Annotated in this window: 17 protein-coding genes; 8 read left to right on the top strand and 9 right to left on the bottom strand. The window is 71.1% G+C overall.

Annotated features, from left to right (window positions below; all coding sequences use genetic code 11):
* The first annotated feature begins 49 nt into the window (after window positions 1-49).
* The gene (locus tag BT364_RS01970) at window positions 50-811 is read left to right on the top strand and encodes a hypothetical protein (RefSeq protein ID WP_072483294.1); all 762 of its coding nucleotides are present in this window, start codon (window positions 50-52) and stop codon (window positions 809-811) included.
* Here BT364_RS01970 and BT364_RS41280 read toward each other — a convergent pair.
* The 5 genes from BT364_RS41280 to BT364_RS01945 all read right to left on the bottom strand — a co-directional run bounded on the left by BT364_RS41280 (window position 718) and on the right by BT364_RS01945 (window position 6,640).
* The gene (locus BT364_RS41280; RefSeq protein WP_177327999.1) at window positions 718-1,473 is read right to left on the bottom strand and encodes a hypothetical protein; all 756 of its coding nucleotides are present in this window, start codon (window positions 1,471-1,473) and stop codon (window positions 718-720) included. The two genes, BT364_RS01970 and BT364_RS41280, sit on opposite strands and share 94 nt — an antisense overlap.
* Window positions 1,470-3,275 (bottom strand): phosphatidylglycerol lysyltransferase domain-containing protein, encoded by a 1,806-nt coding sequence (locus BT364_RS01960; protein WP_107408145.1) that lies wholly within the window; start codon window positions 3,273-3,275, stop codon window positions 1,470-1,472. The genes BT364_RS41280 and BT364_RS01960 overlap by 4 nt, the downstream gene beginning before the upstream one ends.
* Window positions 3,276-3,363: 88 nt before the next feature.
* Window positions 3,364-4,470, bottom strand: coding sequence for a nicotinate-nucleotide--dimethylbenzimidazole phosphoribosyltransferase (cobT, locus tag BT364_RS01955; protein WP_072483292.1), 1,107 nt, complete (start codon window positions 4,468-4,470; stop codon window positions 3,364-3,366).
* Window positions 4,471-4,565: 95 nt separating this feature from the next.
* Entirely contained in the window at window positions 4,566-5,405 is an 840-nt protein-coding gene (locus BT364_RS01950) for a class I SAM-dependent methyltransferase (RefSeq protein ID WP_177327998.1), read from the bottom strand.
* A gap of 32 nt (window positions 5,406-5,437) precedes the next feature.
* On the bottom strand, window positions 5,438-6,640 hold the full coding sequence (locus BT364_RS01945; protein ID WP_072483290.1) for a bifunctional adenosylcobinamide kinase/adenosylcobinamide-phosphate guanylyltransferase: 1,203 nt from the start codon (window positions 6,638-6,640) through the stop codon (window positions 5,438-5,440).
* A 117-nt stretch (window positions 6,641-6,757) separates the two neighbouring features.
* On the opposite strand from BT364_RS01945, the gene BT364_RS01940 reads away from it, so the two are divergent.
* Window positions 6,758-6,967 carry a hypothetical protein gene (locus BT364_RS01940; RefSeq protein ID WP_072483289.1) on the top strand — a complete coding sequence of 70 codons (210 nt, stop codon included), beginning with the start codon at window positions 6,758-6,760 and terminating at the stop codon, window positions 6,965-6,967.
* Window positions 6,968-7,032: 65 nt separating this feature from the next.
* Here the strand turns inward: BT364_RS01940 and BT364_RS01935 are convergent, their stop codons facing one another.
* The 3 genes from BT364_RS01935 to BT364_RS01925 form a co-directional block, all read right to left on the bottom strand.
* Window positions 7,033-8,109: a S1C family serine protease gene (locus tag BT364_RS01935; protein WP_072483288.1), complete on the bottom strand. Its 1,077-nt coding sequence runs from the start codon at window positions 8,107-8,109 to the stop codon at window positions 7,033-7,035.
* A gap of 97 nt (window positions 8,110-8,206) precedes the next feature.
* Window positions 8,207-8,914, bottom strand: a complete 708-nt coding sequence (locus BT364_RS01930) for a class I SAM-dependent methyltransferase (RefSeq protein WP_072483678.1) — start codon at window positions 8,912-8,914, stop codon at window positions 8,207-8,209.
* A 140-nt stretch (window positions 8,915-9,054) separates the two neighbouring features.
* Entirely contained in the window at window positions 9,055-9,654 is a 600-nt protein-coding gene (locus BT364_RS01925; RefSeq protein WP_072483287.1) for a DUF3043 domain-containing protein, read from the bottom strand.
* Between the two features lie 297 nt (window positions 9,655-9,951).
* Between BT364_RS01925 and BT364_RS01920 the strand changes: the two genes are divergently transcribed.
* From BT364_RS01920 to BT364_RS01900, 5 genes are all read left to right on the top strand, one after another.
* Window positions 9,952-10,734 (top strand): PspA/IM30 family protein, encoded by a 783-nt coding sequence (locus tag BT364_RS01920; RefSeq protein WP_072483677.1) that lies wholly within the window; start codon window positions 9,952-9,954, stop codon window positions 10,732-10,734.
* A 9-nt stretch (window positions 10,735-10,743) separates the two neighbouring features.
* On the top strand, window positions 10,744-11,022 hold the full coding sequence (gene pspAA / locus BT364_RS01915; RefSeq protein WP_072483286.1) for a PspA-associated protein PspAA: 279 nt from the start codon (window positions 10,744-10,746) through the stop codon (window positions 11,020-11,022).
* A 137-nt stretch (window positions 11,023-11,159) separates the two neighbouring features.
* The gene (locus BT364_RS01910; protein WP_072483285.1) at window positions 11,160-12,383 is read left to right on the top strand and encodes a sensor histidine kinase; all 1,224 of its coding nucleotides are present in this window, start codon (window positions 11,160-11,162) and stop codon (window positions 12,381-12,383) included.
* Window positions 12,384-12,456: 73 nt separating this feature from the next.
* The gene (locus BT364_RS01905; protein ID WP_072483284.1) at window positions 12,457-13,152 is read left to right on the top strand and encodes a response regulator; all 696 of its coding nucleotides are present in this window, start codon (window positions 12,457-12,459) and stop codon (window positions 13,150-13,152) included.
* 165 nt (window positions 13,153-13,317) lie between these two features.
* Window positions 13,318-16,476 carry an efflux RND transporter permease subunit gene (locus tag BT364_RS01900; protein ID WP_072483283.1) on the top strand — a complete coding sequence of 1,053 codons (3,159 nt, stop codon included), beginning with the start codon at window positions 13,318-13,320 and terminating at the stop codon, window positions 16,474-16,476.
* Window positions 16,477-16,551: 75 nt separating this feature from the next.
* On the opposite strand, the gene nadA is transcribed toward BT364_RS01900, so the two are convergent.
* Window positions 16,552-17,748: a quinolinate synthase NadA gene (gene nadA, locus BT364_RS01895; RefSeq protein ID WP_072483282.1), complete on the bottom strand. Its 1,197-nt coding sequence runs from the start codon at window positions 17,746-17,748 to the stop codon at window positions 16,552-16,554.
* Window positions 17,749-17,982: 234 nt separating this feature from the next.
* On the opposite strand from nadA, the gene BT364_RS01885 reads away from it, so the two are divergent.
* Entirely contained in the window at window positions 17,983-18,339 is a 357-nt protein-coding gene (locus tag BT364_RS01885; protein WP_072483280.1) for a HesB/IscA family protein, read from the top strand.
* The last annotated feature ends 9 nt before the right edge of the window (window positions 18,340-18,348 follow it).

The raw sequence follows: 18,348 nt of genomic DNA, 5'->3' as shown, positions 1-18,348 counted from the left end.
CCGTAACGCGACAGACCATGACGGAAGCGGCTTATCGGGAGTGGGTGGCATGGGTCACTGGTTCGATCAGAACATCGTCGAGCCGGGAAAGCTGCCGCTGCTCCTCGCCCTGGCCGCCTTTGTGCTCACCTTCGCGATCACCCGGTTCATCACCCGGATGATCCGGGCGGGGAAGGGCCCGTTCCGCAACTTCACTCCCGGCGGGATGCACATCCACCACGTGGTCCCCGGTGTGGTGCTGAGCGTCGTCGGCGGCTTCGGCGCGGTCGCCAGCGGACGGGAGGGCGTCACCGCGGGGATCTGCGCCGTGGTCTTCGGTACGGGGGCGGGGCTGGTGCTGGACGAATTCGCCCTGATCCTCCACCTCGACGACGTGTACTGGACCGAGGAGGGCCGCCGGAGCGTGGAGGTGGTGGTCCTCACCGCGGCGCTGGTGCTGCTGGTGCTGGGCGGGTTCTCACCGCTCGGCGTGAACGAGCTGAGCAGCGACCAGCAGCAGGGCAGGTTCGGCGTCGTCCTGACCCTGGTCGTCAACTTCTGCTTCGTGCTGATCTCCCTCTTCAAGGGCAAGGCGCGGCTCGCGGTCGTCGGCACGCTCGTCCCGTTCGTCGCGCTGATCGGGGCGATCCGGCTGGCCCGGCCGACCTCGATGTGGGCGAGGCGCTTCTACCGCAACCGTCACCGGGCGCGAGCCCGGTCGGTGCTGCGCGCCTACCATCACGACGTGCGCTGGGTGGGCCCGCGGCGCAGATTCGAGGATCTGATCGGCGGCGCACCGGACCGGGCGGCGCTCCCCGGACGCAAGTCCTGATCCCGGGGCCGGTACCGGCGGGGCGCACGGACGCACATCAGAAGGACCGCGGCGATCGCCACCAGGTGCTCCTTGCCCGCCAGATTGTTCTTCAGCACCACCTCGACCACCATCGCGACGATCACCAGTGCCCCGGTGAAGCGGGCCCGATAGGCGGAACAGAGATAGACGGCGAGGCCGACCACCGCCGCGGACGGGCCGGTGTCGACGACCTGGGCGTCGGAGGCCGGCAGCCCGAACAGCCCGTCCGGTCCGAGCGCGACACCGATCCGCGCGTACAGCGTCCCGGCCAGCGTCGCCACGTACGCGATCAGCAGCGTGCGCCGCCGGCCCAGACAGATCTCGGCGGCCCCGAACACCACCAGGATCTGCACCAGCGCCCCCCAGACCGGCAGATCCAGCGCCGGCACGAACAGCGACAGCGGAGTACGCAGCAGCGCCGCCCACAACGGATCCTCGGCCCGCACCGCCCCGAGGGCGTGCACCGTCCCGAAGCCCCACGGCCGGTTCTGCACCACCTGGAGCAGCGCCGTCAGGCAGACCGCGGCGATCGTCATCGGGATGGCCCGCAGCCGCTGGGCGGCGAGTGTGCCGCGTACGGCCGTCAGCAGCGGGCCCCACTCCCGGCGAGCCGCCCCGCGCAGCACGCGTGCGGACCTCATCCATCGGTCCCGAGGTGCGAGCGGTGCAGCCACTTGGGCAGACCGGGCGCCTCCAGGAACCCTTCGGCGCGACCCGCGGCGAGGCCGATGCGCAGCAGGTCCGAGCTCTTCTCGAACAGCATGAAACGCGGCTCCCAGATCGGTCGGTACTTCGCGTTGGCGCGGTACAGCGATTCGATCTGCCACCAGCGCGAGAAGAAACTGAGCATCGAACGCCACAGCCTCAGCACCGGTCCGGCACCGAGCCGCGAACCGCGCTCGAAGACGGACCTGAACATCGCGAAGTTCAGCGAGACCTGGGTGATCCCGATCTCTTCGGCGCGCTGGAGGAGCTCGATGACCATGAACTCCATCAGCCCGTTCTCGGCGTCCCGGTCGCGGCGCATCAGGTCCAGCGAGAGGCCGTTCGGCCCCCAGGGGACGAAGCTCAGCACGGCGCGCAACTCGCCCGGCGCGCCGCCCTCCTCGGCCGGGGCGTCCCGGCATTCGAGCATCACGCACTGCCCGTCGGCCGGATCGCCGAGCCGGCCGAGCGCCATGGAGAAGCCGCGTTCGGTCGCCCCGTCGCGCCAGTCGTCGGCGCGCCGCACCAGTTCGGCCATCTCCTTCTCGGGGATGTCCGCGTGGCGGCGGACGGTCACCTCGTACCCGGCGCGTTTGACCCGGTTGTGCGCCTGGCGGACGGTCCGCATCGCCCGCCCCTCCAGGGTGAACTCCGCGGTCTCCACGATCGCTTCGTCGCCCAGCTCCAGGGCGTCCAGGCCGTGCCGTGCGTAGACGGTGCCGCCCTCCTCGCTCACCCCCATCACGGCCGGGATCCAGCCGTGCTCGCGGGCCTCGGCCAGCCACGGCTCGATCGCCCCGGGCCAGGCCTCCGGGTCGCCGATGGGGTCACCGGAGGCGAGCGAGACCCCGCCCACCACCCGGTAGGCGACGGCGGCCTTCCCGGTCGGGGACCAGATGACGCTCTTCTCCCGGCGCAGCGAGAAGTAGCCGAGCGAATCGCGGTCGCCGTGCCTGTCGAGCAGCGCCCGGAGCCGGGACTCGTCCTCGGGGGTGATCGGGTCGACGGCCCGGCGGGCCCGGAACGCCGCGTACACGACGGCGATCAGCAGCAGCGTGGAGAGCACGTTGATGGTGACGTCGACCCAGCCGGGGGTGGTGATCCCGGGGAAGGCGGCGTCGTCGTCGGCGACCGAGACCAGTCTCAGCGCCCCGTAGCGCCAGCGGTCCAGGAAGGAGGCGCGGTAGTCGTCGGTCGCGGTGTTGGTGAGGGTGACCAGGCCCGCGGCGATCAGCGAGGTGACCAGCAGCCCGCCGACCGCGACGACGGCCGCCAGCTTCGGGTTGGACCGGTCGCCCTTCGCGTAGAACTCGCGCCGTCCGAGGAGCAGCGCGACGACGAAGGCGGCGGTCAGCGCCAGCGAGATCCAGTTCTGCGGATACCGCCGGACCTCCGGGAAGGCGATCACCAGGGCGAAGAGGAGCAGCAGCAGGCCGCTCACCACCATGTTCACGATCCAGGCCGCCCGCTTGCGGCGGCGCATGGTGATGGCCAGGAAGAGCGCGACGACGCCGGAGGAGAAGCCCGCGGTGAGCAGGTAGGGAGTGAAGTAGTTCGCGGTGTTGTGGCGGCGCAGGTCATTGCCGAGAGTGACCCAGACGGCACTGAGGAAATTGATGAACGACACGACGCGCAGGTACCAGATGGCGAATGCCGCGCCGCGCCGTGACCGGACGGTGCTCGGTGCCCTGGCGGTACCCCGCCCGGAATCCTCGGTGGACAATCGGACCTCTCCCATGAAAAGCGATCATATGGTGCATCGCACTGCATGAGGGACTGCGCTGCGGCCGGTGTTCGACGACCGCAGCGCCGCCGGCCCGGGAGCCTCAGGTGGCGTCGTCGTACGCGGCGCCCGCCTCGGCTCCCTCGTCGGCGCCGTCCTTCTCCTCGGCGACGGGGTCGCGTTCGGGCAGCTCGGCCGCGAGTGCGGCAGCGGCCCGGACAAGCGGGAGCGCGAGCAATGCCCCGCTTCCTTCCCCCACGATGACGCCGTGGTCCAGCAACGGGTTGAGTGCCATCCGGTCCAGCGCCTTGGCCTGCGCCGGCTCACCGCTGGCCTGACCCGCCAGCCACCAGTCCGGCGCCCGGAAGGCCGCCCGCTGGCCCACCAGCGCACAGGCCGCGGAGACCACACCGTCCAGGATCACCGGCAGCCTGCGCACCGCGCACTGGAGCAGGAACCCGGTCATCGCCGCCAGATCAGCACCGCCCACCGTGGCCAGCAGCTCCAGCTGATTGCCCAGGACCGGCCGGGCCCGCCGCAGCGCGTCCCGGATCGCCGCACACTTGCGCATCCACGCCAGATCGTCGATCCCCGCACCGCCGCGCCCGGTGACCACCGAGGCGTCCGTGCCGCACAGCGCCGCGATCAGCGTGGCCGCGGCCGTCGTCCCGCCCACGCTCAGATCGCCGAGCACCACCAGATCGGTGCCCGAGTCGGCCTCCTCGTCGGCGATCGCCATGCCGAGCCGCACCGCCTGCTCGGCCTCCTCGGCCGTCAGCGCGTCCTCTATGTCGATCCGCCCGCTGCCGCGCCGCACCCGGTGACGTACCACCGACTCGGGCAGCAGCTCCGGGTCGCAGTCGAGGCCGGCGTCGACGATCCGGACCGGTACGGAGAACTGCCGGGCCAGCACCGCGAGCGGCGTCGCGCCGTCCAGCGTGGCCCGCACCAGCTCGTGCGCGGTGCCGGCCGCACGCCCGGAGACGCCCAGCCCGGCCACCCCGTGATCACCGGCGAAGAGCACCACGCGCGGCTGCTCGATCGTCCTGACCGGTACGGACTGTTGCGCGGCCGAGAGCCATTCGCCCAGCTCGTCCAGGCGGCCGAGGGAGCCCACGGGAATGATCATGCGCTCCCGGCGTTCCTCGGCGTCGCGCCGTACGCCGCCGTCGGGGCGTTCGATCAGATCGGAGAAGTCGTCCAGATTCACGGGGGTCTGCCTCGCGGGTCGATGCGTCGAGTGGGCCGGTGAGCCCGGCGGCGGGCTCACTGCGGAACAGTACCCGCCACCTTTCTGACGCCCGGTCAGTACGAGGTTCTTCCCCCGAACCGCAGCTGCGTCATCGCCGGCGTCAGGGTCCGCAGCCCCGGGAGCAGCGACTGGATCCGGATCAGCTCGCCCATCGCGCCGCGCCCCCGCGGCAGCCGCAGCGCGCGCACCTCGGTGATCGCCGGATGCGCACCGCGCAGCTTGGGCCGCTCGCCGGGGTTCATGGCCCAGCGCATCGGCGGAATGGTCATCGTGCCGACCTTCGAGCGGCCGGCCACGGTGCCCCTGGCGAGCCGGCGCGCCATCGTGTCCAGGACCAGGACGCCGCCGGGCAGCCGTTCGGCGCAGGCCGCCAGGATCTCCCGGACCTCCGCGGGGCGCAGATACATCAGCAGCCCCTGTGTCGTGACGACGACGCCGCGGCCCTGCGGGTCCTCGATCTCGTCCAGCCAGGAGAGATCGGTCGCCGACCGCGACAGCGTGCGCAGCCGGTCCGAGGCGGGCAGCAGCCTCCGGCGAAGCTCGGCCACCTCCGGCAGATCCACGCTCAGCCAGTTCAGCCGGCTGTTGTCGACCCGCCAGAAGCCGGTCTCCAGGCCGTCGCCGAGCGCGACCACGGTGGCCTGCGGCCGGTCGGCGAGATACTCCTGCACGGCCAGGTCGAAGCAGCGCGAGCGCAGCCCCTGGGCCTGCGAGTGGAACGGGTTCGGCCGCCCGAACCGCTCCTCGAAGGGGTAGTCCAGATCCTCCAGCAGCCGCAGCGCCACCGGATCGTCCAGCACCGGATAGGGCCGGCCCGCCTCGTACGCCCGGTTGTAGAACGTCCACAGCAGGGTCTCCGGGACCCCGCTCAGCATCGGTCGCACGCCTGCCATGTCCACGCCTCCTGTTCTCCGCGTGCCTCCGGTCAGCCGCGCAGGGTCAGCGCCTGCCCGGCCACCACCAGCAGCACCTGTTCGCACTCGTCGGCGAACGCGGCGTTCAGCCGGCCCAGCTCGTCCCGGAACCGCCGCCCGGCAGCCGTCGCGGGCACCACGCCGGAACCGGCCTCGTTGGTGACGGCGACGACCGTACGGCGCGTTCCGCGCACCGCCGCGACCAGCTCGGCGGTCCGCTCCCGCAGGGCGTCCTCGCCGCCGCCCGCCCACGCCGCGTCGTCCCAGGCGCCCACCCGGTCCATCGCGTCGGTCAGCCACAGCGACAGGCAGTCGATCAGCAGCGGGGGCCCGTCCGACTCCAGCAGCTCCACCAGCTCACAGCTCTCCTCGGTGCGCCAGGCGGCCGGTCTGCGCTCCCGGTGCAGGCCGATCCGGGCCGCCCACTCGGCATCCCCCTCCCTGCCACCGCCGGTCGCCACGTACACCACCTCGGGGAACGTCTCCAGGCGCCGCTCGGCCTCCACCGACTTGCCCGACCTGGCCCCGCCCGTCACCAGCGTGCGCCGCGGCACCTCCAGGGGCGCGTGGTACTCGCCCACCACCAGCGTCGTCCCGTCCGGCACGGCCCGCGCGCCGGCCGCCGCGAGCCGCCGGTCCAGCTCGGCGCCGGGCGGCGCGTCATGGTCCAGGTGGACGGCCACGACCTCGGTGTCCGGGCCGATCGCCGCCACGGCCCGCAGCCGCGCCACCGCGTCCGGCCGCCCCACCACATCGCCGACCACCATGTCGTACGGCTCCGCGACCCGGTCCGTGAGCCCGGCGGGCGCGGCCCCCGGCGGCAGGTACAGCAGCCGGGGGCCCGCCGGACCCGTGACCTCGTACCCCGTACCCGGCGCATCCATCGGCACCGCCCGCACCCGGTGCCCGCTGATCAGCGTCAGCTCCCGCCCGTCCGGCACCCGCCCCGCCGGGGGCAGCCCCGCGGGCAGCTCCACGGCGGGCCCGTCGTGCGGATGGGTGAGCAGCACCTGCCGCACCCCGATGAGCGAGTGCCCCGCACGGGCCGCGGCGAACACGGCCCCCGGAGTGAGGTCGAGCAGCAGCGCGCCGTCGACCAGCAGCGCGGTCGACGCCCGCGAGCGCGCCCCGCGGGCGACGGCGCAGGCGGCGCAGGGACATTCGGGGCGCGGCAGCCCGTCGGGGGCTCCGGTGCCGAGCAGAGTCAGTTCCACGCTTCCGATCCTCCCGCGTCCGTGCAACCGGTGCGCGACGTGGGGGCGTCCGGACCGGGTCCCCGCACCGGACTCAGGCACTAGGCTGCGGGCAGCACAGCGACCCAGGAGGCGGACATGGCGTGGACGTGGCGGTTCGAGAAGTCCGACGGCACGGAGACGGAGCCGGCCCTGCAGCCGGAGGAATTCACCACCCAGGGCGACGCGGAGTCCTGGATCGGTGAGTACTGGAAGGAACTCCTCGACGGCGGGGCGGACCAGGTGACGCTCTTCGACGACTCGACGAAGATCTACGGCCCCATGAGCCTCCAGGCCGACCAGGGCTGATCCGCCCCGGGCGGCCGGGCACCGCCGTACGGGCGTGAGCACGGGCCCGTACGGCGGCGCGGTTTCTAGATCTCGCCCAGGGTGACCTTCGCCGTCTTCCCCGCCCCGTCGCGCAGATAGGTCACCGTGACCTTCTGCCCCGGCTTGTCCGAGGCCAGCGCCTCCGACAGGGAGGTGATCGTCGTGACCGGCCGGCCGTCGATCCCGGTGATGACGTCGCCGGGCCGCAGCCCCGCCTTCTCCGCGGCGCCGTCCTTCGTGACGCTGACCAGCGCCACCCCGGCCGGCCGGTAGTTGTCGTCGACGACCGTGCGGCCGGTGATGTTCAGCGCCGCCCGGCCCGAGTCGGTGACCTTGCCGCTCTCGATGATCTGATCGGCGACCGTCTTCACCATCGACACGGGGATCGCGAACCCGATCCCCGGCGCCGCGCTGCCGCCCAGCTCCGGGTCGGTCGCCGCCAGCGTCGGGATGCCGATCACCTCGCTGTTCAGGTTGACCAGCGCGCCCCCGCTGTTGCCCGGGTTGATCGCGGCCGAGGTCTGCACCATGTTCGCGATCGTCGCGCCGGTGCCGCCGCCCGCACGGCTCTCGCTGACGGTCCGGCCGAGTGCCGAGACGATGCCCTGGGTGACGCTGGAGGACAGGCCGAGCGGCGAGCCCATCGCCAGCACGATCTGCCCCACCTCGACCTTCGCCGAGTCGCCGAACTTCGCGGGCTTCAGCCCGGCGGGCACGCTGTCGAGCTTGATGACGGCCAGATCCTGCTCCGGATAGGTGGCCACCAGCGAGGCCTTCTGCACGTTCTCGCCGGTGGCGACGGTGACCTTGAACGTCGTGTCGTTGCCGACCACATGGGCATTGGTGACGACATGGCCCTTGGTGTCGTAGACGATGCCGGAGCCCAGGCCCTCGGAGGTCTCGATCTGCACCACCGACGGCAGCACGTTCTTGATCACGGCCTGGTAGTCGCTCTGCAGATCGCTTGCGGTCCGGGTGGCGGAGGCCGAATTGCTGGGTTCGGTCTCCGGCGAATCGGAAGTGGCGTCCGAGCAGCCGCTCACCAGGGCGATCGCACAGACACCTGCGGTCAGAGGCAGCAGCAGCCGGCGCGCGCGGCCGCGGAAGTGGGATGCGTCCATGTTCGGATTATTACTTTTAGCCCCATTTGTGGCCTGTCGGGTTCGGCCGGGCGAGGCGCGCCGCCGGACGGCCCCGGCGGCCCGCTCCCGTGTCCGCTCAGCCCCGTACCCCGCACAGGTGCAGCAGCGCGGCCACCCGGCGGTACGGATCCGTCCGCCCGGCCCGGTCCTCCGCGGCCAGCACCTGCTCCAGCTCGGCGGCGGCCGGCAGCTCCACGTCGTTGCTCACGTTGTCCGTGAAGACGCGCACCCCGTACCAGGCGTGCAGCGGTGCCGCGATCCCGGCGAGCGTGGACGTCAGGGCCTCCAGCCGGTCGGCCCGTACCGTCAGGCCCAGCCGGTTGGTGTACGTGTCCGTGTCGAAGGCGGCCAGCGCCGCGCTCCATTCCCCGGCGGTCCCGGGGCGCATCGCCAGCGCGTCCGCGTTCCGTACGAGCAGCGACAGCAGTCCGCCCGGGGCCAGCATCCGGGCCAGGCCCGCCAGCATCGCGTCCGGCTCCCGGACGTACATCAGCACACCGTGGCAGAGCACAACGTCGAAACTGCCGGGCAGGAAGTGCACCCCGGTGTCCAGGCCGTTGCCCTCGATCAGCCGGACCCGCTCGCGGATCCCCGCGGGTTCGCTGCCGAGCGCCTCCTTGGCAACCCGCAGCATCTCGGCATCGGACTCCAGACCCGTCACCGTGTGACCGGCCCGTGCCAGGCGCAGCGCCTGGGTGCCCTGGCCCATGCCCACGTCGAGCACGCGCAGCCGCTGGCCGACCGGGAAGCGGGCCGCTATCTGCTCGTCGAGCTGCCGGGCCACGAGCTCCTGGCGGACGGTGTTGCGCAGCCCGCCGAGGCCCTTCAGCCACACCGGGGAGGCGCCGGAGAACCCGGTGACGGGCACGGCATCGTCCGGCCGGCCGGCGGACGGACCGCCGACCGGGCCGGAGATGTGCGTACTCAGGGCCGCTCTCCCCGCTTGACCTGCGGCTTCGGGAGCCGGAGGCGACGCATCTGAAGCGTGCGCATCAGGCCGTAAGCGACCGCGCCACGCTTGGGCGTATCGGGGAAGCGCTGGTTGAGCTGCTTCTTGAGGCGGAACGAGAGACCGATCGAGTCGACGACGATCAGCACGATCACGATGAGCCAGAGCAGCAGCGAGATGTTCTGGATGTTCTGCACCTGGATCACGCTGAGGATCAGAATGATCACGGCGAGCGGCAGGAAGAACTCCGCGATGCAGAAACGCGAGTCCACGTAGTCGCGGACGAAGCGCCGCACCGGGCCCTTGTCGCGCGCCGGCAGATAGCGCTCGTCGCCACTGGCGAGCGCCTCGCGCTGCTTGGCCAGGTCCACGCGGCGCGCTTCGCGCTGCCGCTTCATGGCCTCCTTGCGGTCGAGCGGCGCGCCACTGGAGGCACGACGGCGCTGCGACTGGGCATCGCTGCGCTTGGGGGTGGGGCGACCTTTGGGGGCCTGTGGGTCGCGGGGCTGCTTGGAGAGGTCCGCCGTCACCTTGCCGGTGGGCGCCTTCTCTTCCTTCGAACGGCTACGGAACACAAGGCCCAAGGGTACGGGTTCGATCGCCGCGACCCCAGACCGGTCGGGAACGATCCGGCAACGGCCTGCGTTCTCGCCGGTGTACCGACGTGTCCGGTACGCCCGGCGGCGCCGGGTTTCCCCGACCTCCGCCTACTCCCTGGGCCGGAGTGGTGACCTGGTGCAGTCGTCCTTGGGTAGGAGCACATCCGTGCTCGAACAGTGCGGTAATAGAGGCAGGGCCCGTACTGTGGGTTCTGTTGGAGTGCTGGAGCTCAGTCCGTCAGAAGGGGGCGCGCGAAGCCCATGAGCGGTGTCATGAAGCGTATGGGGATGATCTTCCGCGCGAAGGCAAACAAGGCCCTTGACCGGGCCGAGGATCCGCGCGAGACCCTCGATTACTCGTACCAGAAGCAGCTCGAACTGCTTCAGAAGGTACGCCGCGGCGTCGCCGATGTGGCGACCTCGCGCAAGCGGCTGGAGCTGCAGCTGAACCAGCTGCAGGGACAGTCGTCCAAGCTGGAGGACCAGGGCCGCAAGGCCCTCGCGCTCGGCCGCGAGGACCTGGCCCGCGAGGCGCTGTCCCGGCGCGCCGCACTCCAGCAGCAGGTGACCGACCTGGAGACGCAGCACACCACGCTGCAGGGCGAGGAGGAGAAGCTCACCCTCGCGGCGCAGCGGCTGCAGGCCAAGGTCGATGCCTTCCGTACGAAGAAGGAGACCATCAAGGCCACCTACACCGCCGCCCAGGCACAGACCCGGATCGGCGAGGCCTTCTCCGGGATCTCCGAGGAGATGGGCGACGTCGGCCTGGCGATCCAGCGGGCCGAGGACAAGACCCAGCAGCTGCAGGCGCGGGCCGGTGCGATCGACGAGCTGCTCGCCTCCGGTGCCCTGGACGACCCGACCGGCACGGCGAAGGACGACATCGCCGCCGAGCTGGACCGGATCTCCGGCGGCACGGACGTGGAGCTGGAGCTCCAGCGCATGAAGGCCGAGCTGGCCGGCGGCTCCACCCCGCAGCAGGCGATCGAGGGCGGCCCGCAGGACGCCGCCCAGCAGCAGTCGTCGCAGTCCCCGCACAGGTTCGACAAGAGTTGAGGCGGCGTCATGATCGTACGGATCATGGGGGAGGGCCAGGTCGCACTGGCCGACAGTCATCTCGCCGAGCTCGACGGGCTCGACGACGAACTGCTCGCCGAGATGGAGAGCGGTGACGGACCCGGCTTCCGCGCCACTCTCCACGAGCTCCTGGCCAGGGTGCGCGAGCTCGGCACCGCACTGCCGGACGACTCCCTGGAGCCGTCCGAGCTGATCCTGCCGTCGTCCGACGCGACCCTCGAAGAGGTGCGCGCCATGCTCCGCGACGACGGTCTGATTCCCGGCTGACGCCGTCCGCCCCTCTCCAGCACACGCATGAACCCGTGCCCCGGGTCCGGTCCGCCGGCCCCGGGGCACGGCCGTGTCCGGGCCTTTCGCACGGGACCGGTCCGGTTCCCGCGCGACACGCCGTAACGTAGCTTGACGTGACCACCCTCGGAACCGGGGTTCTGCGCGTCCGGCACTGGCTGCGCGACCACCCCCTCGCGCTGGACGCCGCGCTGGCCCTGGCCGTGCTGGTGGCGATGATCGTCGGGTCGTTCGTCCACCCGCGCCCGGGGGAGGGGCCCTCCTTCGGAACCCGCCCGCCCGCGGCGAGCGGCGTGCTGCTGATGGTGGCCGGTGCCGTGGCGCTCATCTGGCGCCGGCGCAATCCCATGGCCGTGCTCGCGGTCACCGCCGGGCTGACGGTCGTCGAGCTGGTGACATCCGACCCGCCCACGCCCGTGGTCATGAGCACCGTCAGCGCGCTGTACACCGTCGCCGCCCGCACCGACCGGCCCACCACCTGGCGGGTCGGTCTGCTGACGGTGGCCGTGCTGACGGCGGCGGCGATGCTCTTCGGCGCGGCGCCCTGGTACAGCCAGGAGAACTTCGGCGTCTTCGCCTGGACCGGCATGGCCTGTGCCGCGGGGGACGCCGTCCGATCCAGGCGCGCCTTCGTCGACGCGATCAGGGAACGCGCCGAACGGGCCGAACGCACCCGCGACGAGGAGGCCCGGCGACGGGTCGCCGAGGAGCGGCTGCGGATCGCGCGCGAACTCCACGACGTCGTCGCCCACCACATCGCCCTGGTCAACGTGCAGGCCGGGGTGGCCGCCCACGTCATGGACAGGCGCCCCGACCAGGCCAAGGAGGCGCTGGCCCACGTCCGGGAGGCCAGCCGCTCCGCGCTCGACGAACTGCGGGCCACCGTCGGGCTGCTGCGCCAGTCCGGCGACCCGGCGGCGCCGACCGAACCCGCCCCGGGGCTCGCCGTCCTGGACGAACTGGTCGACACCGTCCGCCGGGCCGGGCTCCCCGTCGAGCTGGCCTGCACCGACCGGCGGCCCCCGCTGCCCGCGGCCGTGGACCTGGCCGCGTACCGGGTCATCCAGGAGGCGCTGACCAACATCCGCAAGCACGCGGGCCCCGGGGCGAAGGCCGAGGTGAGCGTCGTACGGGTCGGGAAGACGGCCGAGATCACCGTGATCGACAACGGCTCCGGCGGGGGCGGCGGCGATGGCGCCGGCGGCGGCCACGGCCTGCTCGGCATGCGTGAACGCGTCACCGCGCTGGGCGGCACCCTGACCGCCGGGCCCCGCTACGGCGGCGGATTCCGGGTCCATGCGATCCTGCCCGTCGAGGCCCGCGCGGCGGAGTCCGGGTGACCGGGCGCGGCGGGCCGGACGGGGGAGAACACATGACGACGGGAAAGAACGCATGACGGCGGGGGGAGAACGCATGACACCGCCCATCAAGGTGCTGCTCGTCGACGACCAGGCGCTGCTGCGCAGCGCCTTCCGGGTCCTGGTCGACTCGGAGGCCGACATGGAGGTGGTCGGCGAGGCGGCGGACGGCGCGCAGGCCGTGGAACTCGCCCGTTCGACCCGCGCCGACGTGGTGCTGATGGACATCCGGATGCCGGGCACGGACGGACTCACCGCGACCCGCCTGATCAGCGCCGATCCGGAGCTGGCCGACGTACGGGTCGTCATGCTCACCACCTTCGAGGTGGACGAGTACGTGGTGCAGTCGCTACGGGCCGGGGCGTCCGGCTTCCTCGGCAAAGGCGCGGAACCGGAGGAACTGCTCAACGCCATCCGCATCGCCGCGGCCGGCGAGGCGCTGCTCTCACCGGCCGCGACCAAGGGCCTGATCGCCACCTTCCTTGCGCAGGGCGGCAGTTCGGAGGGCGACGGACCGAGCGCCGCGGAGTACTCCGAGCGGCTCGACGCGCTCACCGGCCGCGAGCGCGAGGTGCTCGTACTGGTGGCCGGCGGCCACTCCAACGACGAGATCGCCGAGCGGCTCGTCGTCAGCCCGCTCACCGTCAAGACCCATGTGAACAGGGCGATGGCGAAGCTGGGCGCCAGGGACCGGGCTCAATTGGTGGTAATTGCCTACGAATCCGGCCTGGTGCGCCCCAGGGTGGAGTGACAGGTGGAGAAACGGCGTACTCCACCTGCGGTATGCGCGGCATAAGAAAGCAACCCGAGGGCCGACGCTTTCCTCCCTGCCGGTAGGCGATCGTGTAGCTGGGCCGGGTCTGTTCCCGAGTCACCCGCCCACCTGCCGCGTAAGCCACAGAAGAGGTACCCACCCATGTCCTGGCTGTCCAGATTCAGCCTCGCGCAACGGGCCCTGATCGGATTGATCTCGATCGTCGCGCTCGTGTTCGGAGCGATCGCGATCCCGCAGCTCAAACAGCAGCTGCTGCCCACCATCGAACTCCCGATGGTGTCGGTCATCGCCCCCTATCAGGGTGCGTCCCCCGACGTGGTCGAGAAGCAGGTCGTCGAACCGCTCGAGAACTCCGTCAAGGCCGTCGACGGCGTCACCGGCATCACCTCGACCGCCAGCGAGGGCAGCGCCGTCATCATGGCGTCCTTCGACTTCGGCAGCGAGGGCACCAAGCAGCTCGTCGCCGACATCCAGCAGGCGGTGAACCGCGCCCGCGCCCAGCTTCCCGACGACGTCGACCCCCAGGTCATCGCCGGTTCGACGGACGACATCCCGGCCGTCGTCCTGGCCGTCACCTCCGACAAGGACCAGCAGGCCCTCGCCGACCAGCTGGACCGCACGGTCGTCCCCGCCCTGGAGGACATCAGCGGCGTCGGCCAGGTCTCGATCGACGGTGTGCAGGACCTCCAGGTCTCCATCACCCCCGACGACAAGAAGCTCGCCGCCGCGGGGCTGAACGCCATGACGCTCTCCCAGGCGCTCCAGGCGGGCGGCGCGACCGTCCCCGCCGGTTCCTTCTCCGAGTCGGGCAAGAGCCGCACCGTCCAGGTCGGCGGCGCCTTCACCTCCCTCAAGCAGATCGAGAACCTGCGGGTCACCGGTCAGGACCCGGCCACGGGCAAGCCCGGCCGGCCGGTCCGCGTCGGTGACGTCGCCACGGTGAAGCAGGAGCCGTCCACCGCGGTCTCCATCACCCGTACCAACGGCAAGCCGAGCCTCGCCGTGATGGCCACGATGGACAAGGACGGCAGCGCCGTCGCCATCTCGGACGCGGTCAAGGACAAGCTCCCCGACCTCCGCAAGGACCTCGGCGCCGGCGCCGAGCTGACCGTCGTCTCCGACCAGGGCCCCGCCGTCTCCAAGGCGATCTCCGGGCTGACCACCGAGGGCGCGCTCGGTCTGCTCTTCGCCGTCATCGTGATCCTGGTCTTCCTCGCGTCGCTGCGCTCGACCCTGGTCACCGCGGTCTCCATCCCACTCTCCGTGGTCCTCGCGCTGATCGTGCTCTGGACCCGTGACCTCTCGCTCAACATGCTGACGCTGGGCGCGCTGACCATCGCGATCGGGCGCGTCGTCGACGACTCGATCGTGGTCCTGGAGAACATCAAGCGTCACCTCGGCTACGGCGAGGAGCGCCAGTCGGCGATCATCACCGCGGTGAAGGAAGTGGCCGGCGCGGTCACCTCCTCGACCCTCACCACGGTTGCCGTCTTCCTGCCGATCGGCCTCGTCGGCGGCATGGTCGGCGAGCTCTTCGGCTCCTTCTCGCTGACCGTCACCGCGGCCCTGCTGGCATCCCTGCTGGTCTCGCTGACCGTCGTCCCCGTCCTGTCGTACTGGTTCCTGCGCGCCCCGAAGGGCGCCACGGAGAACCCGGACGAGGCCCGTCGCAAGGCCGAGGAGAAGGAGGCCCGCAGCCGGCTCCAGCGGCTGTACGTCCCGGTGCTGCACTTCGCGACCCGGCGCCGTATCACCAGCATCGTCATCGCCGTCGCCGTGCTCTTCGGCACCTTCGGCATGGCCCCGCTGCTGAAGACCAACTTCTTCGACCAGGGCGAGCAGGAAGTCCTCTCCATCAAGCAGGAGCTGACTCCCGGCACCAGCCTGGCGGCCGCCGACAAGGCGGCCAAGAAGGTCGAGAAGGTCCTCGCCGCCGACAAGGGCGTCAAGGACTACCAGGTCACCGTCGGCTCGTCCGGCTTCATGGCGGCCTTCGGCGGCGGCACCGGCTCCAACCAGGCCTCGTACCAGGTCACCCTGAAGGACTCGGGCGACTTCGACGCCACGCAGAAGCGCATCGACACCGCGCTCGGCAAGCTCGACGGCATCGGTGACACCACCATCGCCGCGGGCGACGGCTTCGGCAGCCAGGACCTCAGCGTCGTGGTCAAGGCCGCCGACGCGGACGTGCTGAAGAAGGCGTCCGAGAAGGTACGGGCCGAGGTCGCCGGACTCAAGGACGTCACCGACGTCCAGAGCGACCTCGCGCAGAGCGTCCCGCGGATCTCGGTCAAGGCCACGCCCAAGGCCGCGGAAGCCGGCTTCAACCAGACCACGCTCGGCGCGGCCGTCGCCGGAGCGGTGCGCGGCACCCCGTCCGGCAAGGCGATCATGGACGACACCGAGCGGGACGTCGTCATCAGGTCCGCCCACCCGGCCACCACCATGGCCGAGCTGAAGAACCTGCCCCTCGGCCCGGTCGAGCTCGGACAGATCGCCGATGTCGAACTGGTCCCCGGACCGGTCTCGATGACCCGGATCGACGGCCAGCGCGCAGCGACGATCACCGCCAAGCCCATCGGTGACAACACCGGTGCGGTCAGCGCCTCGCTCCAGACGAAGATCAACGCGCTGAAGCTCCCGGACGGCGCCACCGCCACCATCGGCGGTGTCTCCGAGGACCAGAACGACGCGTTCCTGAAGCTCGGCCTGGCCATGCTGGCCGCGATCGCGATCGTCTTCATGCTGCTGGTGGCGACCTTCAAGTCCCTGATCCAGCCGCTGATCCTGCTGGTCTCCATCCCGTTCGCGGCCACCGGCGCGATCGGCCTGCTCGTGATCACCGGCACCCCGATGGGCGTACCGGCGATGATCGGCATGCTGATGCTGATCGGCATCGTGGTGACCAACGCGATCGTGCTGATCGACCTGATCAACCAGTACCGCACCCAGGGCATGGGCGTCGTCGAAGCGGTCATGGAGGGCGGCCGCCACCGGCTCCGCCCGATCCTGATGACCGCACTCGCGACGATCTTCGCCCTGCTCCCGATGGCACTCGGCGTCACCGGCGAGGGCGGCTTCATCTCGCAGCCGCTCGCAGTGGTCGTGATCGGCGGCCTGGTCACCTCGACGCTGCTCACGCTGCTCCTGGTGCCCACGCTCTACGCGATGGTGGAGCTCCGAAAGGAGCGCCGCGCGAAGAAGAAGGCGCTCAAGCGGTCGGAGAAGGCGGGCCAGTCCGCCCCGGCCCAGTCGGCGCGGACCGCCTCCGACGAGGAGCCGGAGCCCGCGAAGGCGTAACGCACAGGGCACAGCGCAGGAGGCCCCGGCACCGTTCTCCCACGGTGCCGGGGCCTCCTGCCGTGCGCGCCGCCCCTACGGCAGCGCCAGCATCCGCTCCAGCGCGAGCTTGGCGTACTTCTCCGTCTCCGGGTCGACCTCGATCCGGTTGACCAGGTTGCCCTCGGCCAGCGACTCCAGCGCCCACACCAGGTGCGGCAGGTCGATGCGGTTCATCGTCGAGCAGAAGCAGACCGTCTTGTCGAGGAAGACGATCTCCTTGTCCTCGGCCGCGAAGCGGTTCGCCAGCCGGCGCACCAGGTTCAGCTCGGTGCCGATCGCCCACTTCGAGCCGGCCGGGGCCGCCTCCAGGGCCTTGATGATGTACTCCGTCGAGCCGACGTAGTCCGCCGCCGCCACGACCTCGTGCTTGCACTCGGGGTGGACCAGGACGTTGACGCCCGGTATCCGCTCGCGGACGTCGTTGACGGACTCGACCGAGAAGCGGCCGTGCACCGAGCAGTGCCCGCGCCACAGGATCATCTTCGCGTTCCGCAGCTCCTCGGCGGTCAGGCCGCCGTTCGGCTTGTGCGGGTTGTAGAGGACGCAGTCCTCCAGCGACATCCCCATGTCCCGGACCGCGGTGTTCCGGCCCAGGTGCTGGTCGGGCAGGAAGAGGACCTTCTCGCCCTGCTCGAAGGCCCACTCCAGCGCCCGCTTCGCGTTGGACGAGGTGCAGATCGTGCCGCCGTGCCGGCCGGTGAAGGCCTTGATGTCGGCGGAGGAGTTCATGTACGAGACCGGCACGACCTGCTCGGCGACCCCGGCCTCGGTCAGCACGTCCCAGCACTCGGCGACCTGCTCGGCGGTGGCCATGTCGGCCATGGAGCAGCCCGCCGCCAGGTCCGGCAGCACGACCTTCTGGTCGTCGGTGGTCAGGATGTCCGCGGACTCGGCCATGAAGTGCACGCCGCAGAAGACGATGTACTCGGCCTCCGGCCGCGCGGCCGCGTCCCGGGCGAGCTTGAACGAGTCGCCGGTGACGTCGGCGAACTGGATGACCTCGTCGCGCTGGTAGTGGTGGCCGAGGACGAACACCTTGTCCCCGAGCTTCTCCTTGGCCGCGCGGGCACGCTCCACCAGGTCCGGGTCGGACGGGGATGGCAGGTCGCCGGGGCACTCCACGCCGCGCTCGCTCCGCGGGTCGGCCTCACGGCCGAGCAGGAGCAGGGCGAGGGGCGTCGGCTGGACGTCGAGATCCTGGACGGGGTGGGCCGTGGTCACGTCACGCACCCTTTCTTCTCTGCTGAAAGCTTCCGCGAAAGCCTTTTCGTCTAATTGACGCTATCTATGATATCCGGTTCACGTCACTTTGACGATGGCCATAGTGTCGATGTGACGCATCCCCTCGGCGGACCGGTGTGCGAGCATGACTGGAACAGGCAAGCGCTCGGCCCGGAATGAATCCGCGGTCCCGACGGTTGCAACGTCGGCAAGCAGTCTCCGTACAACCCGGGAGAGAAGCAGATGTCCGTATCGGACGAGACCACCACCGTGAGCGACGGCATCCTCCTGTCCGACGCCGCCGCAGCCAAGGTCAAGGGCCTGCTGGAGCAGGAAGGCCGTGACGACCTGGCGCTGCGCGTCGCCGTCCAGCCCGGCGGCTGCTCGGGCCTGCGCTACCAGCTCTTCTTCGACGAGCGTTCGCTCGACGGTGACGTCGTGAAGGACTTCGACGGCGTCAAGGTCGTCACCGACCGGATGAGCGCTCCGTACCTGGGCGGCGCCTCCATCGACTTCGTCGACACGATCGAGAAGCAGGGCTTCACGATCGACAACCCCAATGCCACGGGCTCCTGCGCCTGCGGCGACTCCTTCAACTGAGCCCTGAAG

It is taken from the genome of Streptomyces atratus, assembly GCF_900119365.1.
In the GTDB taxonomy this organism is placed as follows: Bacteria; Actinomycetota; Actinomycetes; order Streptomycetales; family Streptomycetaceae; genus Streptomyces; species Streptomyces atratus_B.
Note: the sequence above shows the minus strand (reverse complement) of the source record. Positions and strands in the feature narration are given on the sequence as shown.

Excerpts from the sequence above, each read along its gene's own strand:
- BT364_RS01970 (WP_072483294.1), top strand. The coding sequence starts at position 50 with ATGGGTCACTGGTTCGATCAGAACATCGTCGAGCCGGGAAAGCTGCCG.
- BT364_RS41280 (WP_177327999.1), bottom strand. The coding sequence starts at position 1,473 with ATGAGGTCCGCACGCGTGCTGCGCGGGGCGGCTCGCCGGGAGTGGGGC.
- BT364_RS01960 (WP_107408145.1), bottom strand. The coding sequence starts at position 3,275 with ATGGGAGAGGTCCGATTGTCCACCGAGGATTCCGGGCGGGGTACCGCC.
- BT364_RS01950 (WP_177327998.1), bottom strand. The coding sequence starts at position 5,405 with ATGGCAGGCGTGCGACCGATGCTGAGCGGGGTCCCGGAGACCCTGCTG.
- BT364_RS01940 (WP_072483289.1), top strand. The coding sequence starts at position 6,758 with ATGGCGTGGACGTGGCGGTTCGAGAAGTCCGACGGCACGGAGACGGAG.
- BT364_RS01935 (WP_072483288.1), bottom strand. The coding sequence starts at position 8,109 with ATGGACGCATCCCACTTCCGCGGCCGCGCGCGCCGGCTGCTGCTGCCT.
- BT364_RS01920 (WP_072483677.1), top strand. The coding sequence starts at position 9,952 with ATGAAGCGTATGGGGATGATCTTCCGCGCGAAGGCAAACAAGGCCCTT.
- pspAA (WP_072483286.1), top strand. The coding sequence starts at position 10,744 with ATGATCGTACGGATCATGGGGGAGGGCCAGGTCGCACTGGCCGACAGT.
- BT364_RS01905 (WP_072483284.1), top strand. The coding sequence starts at position 12,457 with ATGACACCGCCCATCAAGGTGCTGCTCGTCGACGACCAGGCGCTGCTG.
- BT364_RS01900 (WP_072483283.1), top strand. The coding sequence starts at position 13,318 with ATGTCCTGGCTGTCCAGATTCAGCCTCGCGCAACGGGCCCTGATCGGA.
- BT364_RS01885 (WP_072483280.1), top strand. The coding sequence starts at position 17,983 with ATGTCCGTATCGGACGAGACCACCACCGTGAGCGACGGCATCCTCCTG.